At 70.8% G+C, this 7,495-nt stretch carries 7 protein-coding genes; all 7 read right to left on the bottom strand.

Annotated features, from left to right (window positions below):
• Positions 1-1,152: MCE family protein (locus tag AB0J52_RS20110; protein WP_500183119.1), on the bottom strand; the 1,152-nt coding region annotated here is incomplete at its 3' end.
• Positions 1,152-2,336: an MCE family protein gene (locus tag AB0J52_RS20105; RefSeq protein ID WP_500183118.1), complete on the bottom strand. Its 1,185-nt coding sequence runs from the start codon at positions 2,334-2,336 to the stop codon at positions 1,152-1,154. The genes AB0J52_RS20105 and AB0J52_RS20110, both read right to left, overlap by 1 nt.
• Positions 2,336-3,379: an MCE family protein gene (locus tag AB0J52_RS20100; protein WP_500183117.1), complete on the bottom strand. Its 1,044-nt coding sequence runs from the start codon at positions 3,377-3,379 to the stop codon at positions 2,336-2,338. The genes AB0J52_RS20105 and AB0J52_RS20100 overlap by 1 nt, the downstream gene beginning before the upstream one ends.
• Entirely contained in the window at positions 3,376-4,434 is a 1,059-nt protein-coding gene (locus AB0J52_RS20095; RefSeq protein ID WP_500183116.1) for an MCE family protein, read from the bottom strand. The genes AB0J52_RS20100 and AB0J52_RS20095 overlap by 4 nt, the downstream gene beginning before the upstream one ends.
• Entirely contained in the window at positions 4,431-5,708 is a 1,278-nt protein-coding gene (locus AB0J52_RS20090; RefSeq protein WP_500183115.1) for an MCE family protein, read from the bottom strand. Before AB0J52_RS20090 ends, AB0J52_RS20095 begins: the two co-directional genes overlap by 4 nt.
• Positions 5,709-5,710: 2 nt before the next feature.
• A complete protein-coding gene (locus tag AB0J52_RS20085) occupies positions 5,711-6,532 on the bottom strand; it encodes an MlaE family ABC transporter permease (RefSeq protein ID WP_117355856.1) in 822 nt (273 codons plus the stop codon).
• Complete coding sequence (locus AB0J52_RS20080; RefSeq protein ID WP_500183114.1) at positions 6,532-7,305, bottom strand: MlaE family ABC transporter permease; 774 nt, start codon at positions 7,303-7,305, stop codon at positions 6,532-6,534. The genes AB0J52_RS20085 and AB0J52_RS20080 overlap by 1 nt, the downstream gene beginning before the upstream one ends.
• Positions 7,306-7,495: the final 190 nt, after the last annotated feature.

Here is a 7,495-nt window from a genome sequence, read left to right as displayed (position 1 = left end):
CTGAGGAGTGTTGGACGGCGCCGGGGACGCCTTCGGTGCGGGCGCGGACGCCTTGGTCGCCGGGCACGGCGTCGGCAGCGGCCCCGCCGGCGGGGTCTGCGCGAGGGCCCGCAGCTTCGGCGCGTTCTTCTTCTGGTCGGTCTCCTTGACGGGCGGGATGACGCAGTCGTTGCCCGGCGCGGCGATGACCGTCAGGTAGCCGTTCAGGTAGTCGCCCTTCACGGCCTTCGTCATCTCGTCGGTGAAGGGGTAGGTGAACAGGATCTGGAGCGACTTCGGCAGGTCGCGGCCCGAGTCGGCGAGTTTCTGCAGCACCACCGACAGCGAGTTCAGGTCGGCGACCGTGTTGTCGCGGCTCTGCTCCAGGACGCCGGTCGCGACCTGCGACAGGTGGTCGAGCTTCTGGAGCATCGTGACGAGCTCGCCGCGCTGGTCCGTCAGGACCTGGAGGCCCGGCGACAGGTCGGTCAGGACGGTGTCGACCTGGCCGCGGCGGGCCGCGACCGTCGAGGACAGCCGGTTCAGGCCGTCCAGGGCGTCCACGATGGCCTGGCGGTTGGTGTTCAGCGTGCCCGTCAGCTTGCCGAGCTGCTCCAGCGAGTCGCGGATCTGCGGCTCGCGGCCGTCGAGGGTCCGGTTCAGCTCCCGCGTGATCGTGCGGATCTGCGGCAGGCCGCCGCCGGACAGCAGCATCGACAGCGCGCCGAACACCTCCTCGGTGTCGGCGTTGCGGGTCGTCCGCGACAGCGGGATCGTCGCACCGTTCGCGAGCGGCTGGGCGGACGCGTCGGTCGAGGGGGCGGCGATCTTGATGTACTTCTCCCCCAGCAGGCTGGACTGCTCCAGGTTCGCCGTCGCGTTCGCGGGCAGCTTCACGTCCCCGTTGATGAGGACGGTCGCGTCCGCGTACCAGGCGTTGTCGGGCAGCGAGATCTTCTTGACCCGGCCGACCGGCACGTCGTTGACGCGGACGGCGGCCTGCGGGACGAGGTTCAGCGCGTTCTGCAACTGGACGTGCACCGTGTACGGGTGCGAGCCCAGCGACGCGCCGCCGGGCAGCGGGAGCTGCTCGACCGACACCTGCGAGCAGCCCGCCGCGAGCACCATGGCCGACACGGCCGACACGGCCCCGGCGAGACGGAAGCGCCGCATCACCGACCTCCCCCTGCGTAGACCTGACCGGCGGGCGGCAACGGCAGCGCGGGGACGTCGCCGGAGCGCGAGGGCGCGACCGCGGTGAGCCCGTTGGTCCGCAGCCGGTTGCACTGGAGCTTCAGCGCGGGCGTCTGGGCGGACGCCGCCGCGCACACCGGGCGGGTGTCGGCGCCGGTGCCGTCCAGCCCCTTCTGGTTGAGGTTGCCGAACGCCTTGGTGATCTCCAGCAGGTTCCCGCGGGACATCAGCGTCCGGGTCTCGGGGTCGTAGGCGTTCAGCGCGTTCTGCGTCAGCACCGGCGCGTTGTCGAGGACCTCGGCGAGCGAGGCGCGCTGGTCGACGAGCACCTGCGTGACGTCGGCGAGCTTGTCCACGTTCCGCTTCAGGGCCTCGCGGTTGGTGGTGATGAAGCCCTTCACCTCCAGCAGGGCCTGCGCGAGGTTGCGCAGGGAGTCGGCGAGGTCCTGGCGGTCGGCGGCGAGGAAGCCGCTGACGTCGGCGAGCTGCCGCTCGGCGAGCCGGATCTGCGAGTCGTTGCCGCGCAGCATCGCGGTGAAGCGGTTGAGGTTGCTGATCGTGGCGTACAGGTCGCCGGAGGAGTTGTTCAGCGTCTGCGACAGCCGGCCGAGGTTGTCGATCGTGGTGTTGAACATCCGGCCGTTGCCGTCGAGGTTCGCCGCGCCGGTGTGGATCACCGACGACAGCGCGCCGCGGGCGTTCACGCCGTTCGGGCCGAGGTCGCCGCTGAACTTGCGGATGCTGTCGTACAGGCCGTCCAGCTCCAGCGGCGTCGCGGTGCGCGAGACGTCGATGGTGGCGCCGGCCGGCATCCGCGGGCCGCCGCCGTAGGCGGGGGCGAGCTGCACGTACCGGTCGGACACCAGGTTCGGGGCGATGACGATCGCGTGGGCGTCCGCCGGGACGGGGACGTCCTCGTCGACCTTCATCACGACCGAGACCTTCCGGCCGTGCGGCGTGACCGACTTGATGCTGCCGACCTTCACGCCGAGGACGCGGACGTCCGAGCCGGGGTACACGCCGATCGCGGTCGCGAAGTCCGCGCGGATCACCCGGGTCTTCGCGCCGCCGAGCACCGCGTACAGCGCGAGCGCGATCATCAGCACGAACACCACGCCGATGATCTCCAGGACGCGGATCCGGTTGTCCCTGATCGCTCCCATCAGCGGCCTCCGGTCAGGTGCGGAGGCTCGCAGCCCACGGCCGGCGGCTGCCAGCGGCCGTTGACCAGGTACTCCTTGGGGACGGTCCCGCACAGGTAGCCGTCGATCCAGCGGCCGTTGCCGGTGGAGTTGACGACCACGCGGGTGTAGGGGGCCGCGACGCGGATGGCCCGGTCGAGGTTGGACTGGTTGCGTTCGAGCATGTCGGTGACCTGGTCCAGGTGAGCCAGCATCGGGGTGATCGGGCCCTTCAGGCGGTCCACGAGCTTGACCAGCGCGTCGGCGAGGGCCGCGGTGCCGGTGAGCAGCCGGTGGATCGCCTCGCGCCGGTTGCGCAGCTCGGCCAGCAGCAGGTTGCCGTCCTTGAACAGCGTCTCGAACTGCGCGTTCTGCGCGGCGAGCGTGCCGGACAGCTGCTTGGTCCCGGCGAGCAGCCGCGCGAGGTCGGCGTCCCGGCTGGCGATCGTCTTGGACAGCGCGGACAGGCCCGTGAGGGCCGACCGCACCTGGGGCGGAGTGTTCTCGAAGGTCTGCGAGAGCGTGGTGAGGCTCTGCGCGAGCTTGGTCGAGTCGACCTGCTGGAAGGTGCGGCCGAGGTCCTGGAACGCGGCGGTCACGTCGTACGGCGCGACCGTGCGGTTCAGCGGGATCGGCTCGCGGGGGTTCTGCTCGCGCGCCCCGAGCGGGTCGAGCGCGAGGTACTTCGACCCGAGCAGCGTCTTGATCATGATGGTGGCGGTGCTGGCGTCGCCGACCCAGGTGTGCTTCACCCGGAAGGTGACCTTCACCCGGTTCCCGGCGAGGGAGACGCCGGTGACCTTGCCGACCTTCACGCCCGCGACGCGGACCTCCTGGCCGTCCTTGAGCCCGGCGGCCTCGGAGAAGTACGCCTTGTAGGTGGTGCCGCCGCCGACGACCGGGAGGTCGTCCACCCGGTAGGCGAGGAACCCGGCGACCAGGATCAGCACGATGCCGATGACGGCGATCGGGATGGGGTTGCGGTCGCGCAGCGGCTTCACGCGCGGCAGGATCCGTCGGCTCATCCGCGGCACCTCGCGTCCTTCAGCGGGACGCCGGTGGGCGGCGGGCGGTGGTCGATGTCGGAACCGGCATAGTGGACGCCGATCAACTGGACCTCGCACTGGTAGAAGTTCATCCACGAGCCGTAGGAGCCGAGCCGCCCGATGGTGTCGGCCTTCTCCGGGAACCGCCGCAGGAAGTTCTCCACGAGCGGCTGGTCGCGGTTCAGGTTGGTCGCGAGCCGGTCGAGCTGGACGATGCCGTTGCGCAGCGGCTCCCGGCCCTCGTTGAGGAACCCGGCGGTCGTGTCGGCGAGCTCGGAGATGCCCTCCAGCGACGCGCCGATCGTCTTGCGGTCGGCGGCGAGGCCCGAGGTGAACTCGCGCAGCGTCCGGACCAGCGTCACCAGTTGCCGGTCGCGGTTGTTGACGGTCTCCACGACGGTGGTGAGGTTGTGGATGACGTCGCCGATCACCTGGTCGCGGTCGGCGAGGGTGTTGGTGAGCTGGCCGACCGTGCGGAGCAGGCCGGTGACCGTCCCGCCCTCGCCCTGGAGCACCTGGACGATCGACTCCGACAGCTTGTTCACGTCACCGGGCGACAGCGCCTGCATGAGCGGCTGGAAGCCCTGGAAGAGCTGCGTCAGGTTCAGCGGGCCGGTGGTGTGGTCCACCGGGATCGTCCCGCCGCGCGGCAGGTACGCGCCCGGAGTCCCCGCGCCCTGGTCGAGCGCGACGTACCGTCCGCCGACCAGGTTCAGGTACTTCACCGACGCGGTGACCCCGGAGGGCAGCCGCCGGTTCCGGTCGACCGAGAACTTCACCAGCGCGAGCCGGTGGTCGGTGACGCTGATCTTGTCGACCTGGCCGACCCGGACGCCCGCGATCCGCACGCCGTGGCCCGGGTGCAGGCCCGCGACGTCGCTGAACTTGGCGTAGTAGGAGACCCGGTCACCGGAGGTGGTGTCGGTGATGCTGGCCGCGAGCAGCGCGGTCGAGGCGACCGTCACCACGATGAAGATGATCGAGCTGATCAGCGGGACGCCGAGGCCCTTGAGCCCCTGGCCGGCGAGTTTCACTTCACCGTCACCTCCGTCCCGCGGTAGATGGGGCCGACCAGGACCGAGGACCAGTCCGGAAGCCGGTCGGGCACCTCGTCCATGGACGGCGCGACGAACTCGTTCACCAGGTCGTTCTCCGAGGCCGAGTTGGCGGGGCCGAGTCCGGAGCCGGGGACCGCGCCCGCGGTGGGCGCGCCCACCCGCACGGCCTTCGGGGACTTGCCGCCGCCGGGGTAGTAGGGGGCGCTGTAGCAGCGCGGACCGCCGCCCGGCCCGTAGTGGACGTCGTCCTTGCCCGCCACGTACCGGCCCTTCTGCTGCACCGACACGACCATCGCGTGGACGCCGTGCTTGCCGGTGCCCTTGCCGAGCATCCGGTCCATCTGCGGGACGAAGTCGGCGAGCGCGCGGAAGGTGCAGGGCGCGGCGGGCGCGTACCGGCGCATCACGTCGAGCGTGCCGCGGCTCGCCGCCGACAGCGCGATGATGTTGCCGCCGTTCATGGCGAAGAAGCGCGACAGCTCGTCGGCCGCCTGGCCGGTCGTGACGAACAGCTCCGACAGGTTCTGCCGCTGCTCGGCGACCGTCCGGCTGGTGGTGGTGAAGTCGGTGAGCGCGTCGAGCAGGTCCGGGGAGGCGTCCGCCCAGTTCTGGGAGAACGTCGCGAGCCGCCGGAAGTTCTCGCTGAGCGCGGGCAGGTCCGGGTTCAGCTTGCGCAGGTACCGGTCGAGCTGGACGAGGTTGCGGCCCATCTGGTCGCCGCGTCCTTCCAGCGCCGTGGACATCGCGTTCAGCGTGGCCGACAGCTTCGCGGGCTGGAGCGTGTTGAGCAGCGCCATCGTGTTGTTGAGGACCTGCGACAGCTCCACCGCGTTCTGGCTGTGGTCCTCGTTGATCTGGCTGCCGTCGTGGACGGGCGAGGCCGTCGATCCGGCCGGCGGGACGAGCGACACGAACCGCGCGCCGAACACCGTCGTCGGGAGGAGCTGCGCCTGCACGTCGCTCGGGACGAACTTCGCCTTGTCCGGCTGGAGGGCCAGCTTCAGGACGGCGCCGTTCCCCTCGGTGCTGATCGTGCGCACCTCGCCGACCACCACGCCGCGGACCTTGACGTCCGCGTTCTCGTGCATCTCGTGCCCGGCGGTCGAGGTGTGCAGGGTCACCATCGTGACCTTGGTGAACTTCTTCTCGTAGATCGCGATGGACAGCCAGATCAGCAGCGCGGGGACCAGCAGGAACGCCACGCCGAGGCCGCGCTTCTCCAGCGTCTGGAGGGTCGTCGAACGCGCCATCGCTACCCCGTCACCTTCACGGTCGTCGTCGCGCCCCAGATGGCGAGGCTGACGAAGAAGTCGGTCACGCTGATCAGCACGATCGCGGTCCGGACGGCCCGGCCGACCGCGACGCCCACCCCGGCGGGACCGCCGACGGCGCGGTAGCCGTAGTAGCAGTGCGCCAGGATCACCATGACGCTGAAGATCAGCACCTTGGCGAACGACAGCACCACGTCCTCGGGCGCGAGGAACAGGTTGAAGTAGTGGTCGTAGGTGCCCGTCGACTGGCCGTTGACCAGGACGGTCACCTCCCGCGAGGCGAGGAACGAGCTCAGCAGCCCGATCCCGTACAGCGGGATGATCGCGACCGTGCCGGCGACGATCCGGGACGTCACCAGGTACGGGAGGCTGGTGATGCCCATGCCCTCCAGCGCGTCGATCTCCTCGTTGATGCGCATCGCGCCGAGCTGCGCGGTGAAGCCCGCGCCGACCGTCGCCGACAGGGCGAGCCCGGAAACCAGGGGCGCGATCTCGCGGGTGTTGAAGTACGCGGAGACGAACCCGGTGAACGCCGACGACCCGATCTGGTCGAGCGCCGCGTAGCCCTCCAGGCCGACGACGACGCCGGTGAAGACCGTCATGCCGAGCATGACGCCGACCGTGCCGCCGATGACGGCGAGCGCGCCGGAGCCGAACGCGACCTCGCCGAGCAGCCGGATGATCTCCCGCGGGTAGCGGCGCAGCGCGCGCGGCGTCCACAGCAGCGCCCGGATGTAGAAGCCGAGCTGGTCGCCCGGCTGGTCCAGCCACGTGTGCGGCCGGATGGTTCTGACGCTCGCCATCAGGCCCCCTTCGGCGGGACGACTTCGAGGTAGATCGCGGTCATCACGAGGTTCACGAAGAACAGCAGCAGGAACGTGACGACCACCGACTGGTTCACCGCGTCGCCCACGCCCTTCGGGCCGGGCCGCGGGTTCAGCCCCCGGTAGGACGCGACGACCCCGGCGATGAACCCGAACAGCAGCGCCTTCAGCTCGCTCACGTACAGGTCGGGGAGCTGCGCCAGGGCGGAGAAGCTCGCCAGGTACGCGCCGGGGGTGCCGTCCTGGAGCGCGACGTTGAAGAAGTAGCCGCCCGCGACGCCGACCACCGACACCAGGCCGTTCAGCAGGACGGCGACGGCGGTGCAGGCGAGCACCCGGGGGACGACGAGCCGCTGGATCGGCGAGACGCCCATGACCTCCATGGCGTCCATCTCCTCGCGGATCGTCCGGGAGCCGAGGTCGGCGCAGATCGCCGAACCGGCCGCGCCGGAGATCAGCAGCGCGACGATCAGCGGGCTGGCCTGCTGGACGACCGCCAGCACCGACGCGCCGCCGGTGAGCGACTGCGCGCCGAGCTGCTTGGCGAGGGACCCGACCTGCAGCGAGATGACCGCGCCGAACGGGATGGAGACGAGCATGGTCGGCAGGATCGCGACCGAGGCGATGAACCAGAACTGCTGGATCAGCTCGCGGACCTGGAAGGGCCGTTTGAACGTCATGGCGAGCACGGTGCCCGCCAAGGCGAAGAGCCGTCCCGTCTGGCGCAGCGCCGCCGCGCCCGGAACGGACATCTGGGGTGTTGTCACGGGGTCTCCCCGGGTGGCTTGAACTCGGGCGGCAGCGGCGGCGGTGCCTGAGGGGGTGGGTGCGGCGCCGTGCGGTGCGGCGCGTCGCGGTGGGGCGCGTTGAGGTTCGGCGGCTGCGGCGCGTCGATGAGCGTCGCGGGCGGCCGTGACGCCGGGGACTGCGGGGGGTGCGGGG

Source organism: Spirillospora sp. NPDC049652 (genome assembly GCF_040675125.1).
In the GTDB taxonomy this organism is placed as follows: Bacteria; Actinomycetota; Actinomycetes; order Streptosporangiales; family Streptosporangiaceae; genus Spirillospora.
The sequence above is the reverse complement of the archived record's forward strand: the minus strand, read 5'-3'. Positions and strand labels throughout refer to the sequence as shown.

Coding starts and splice junctions, on each gene's coding strand:
- AB0J52_RS20100 (WP_500183117.1), bottom strand. CDS start 3,379: ATGAGCCGACGGATCCTGCCGCGCGTGAAGCCGCTGCGCGACCGCAAC.
- AB0J52_RS20080 (WP_500183114.1), bottom strand. CDS start 7,305: ATGTCCGTTCCGGGCGCGGCGGCGCTGCGCCAGACGGGACGGCTCTTC.
- AB0J52_RS20090 (WP_500183115.1), bottom strand. CDS start 5,708: ATGGCGCGTTCGACGACCCTCCAGACGCTGGAGAAGCGCGGCCTCGGC.
- AB0J52_RS20105 (WP_500183118.1), bottom strand. CDS start 2,336: ATGGGAGCGATCAGGGACAACCGGATCCGCGTCCTGGAGATCATCGGC.
- AB0J52_RS20085 (WP_117355856.1), bottom strand. CDS start 6,532: ATGGCGAGCGTCAGAACCATCCGGCCGCACACGTGGCTGGACCAGCCG.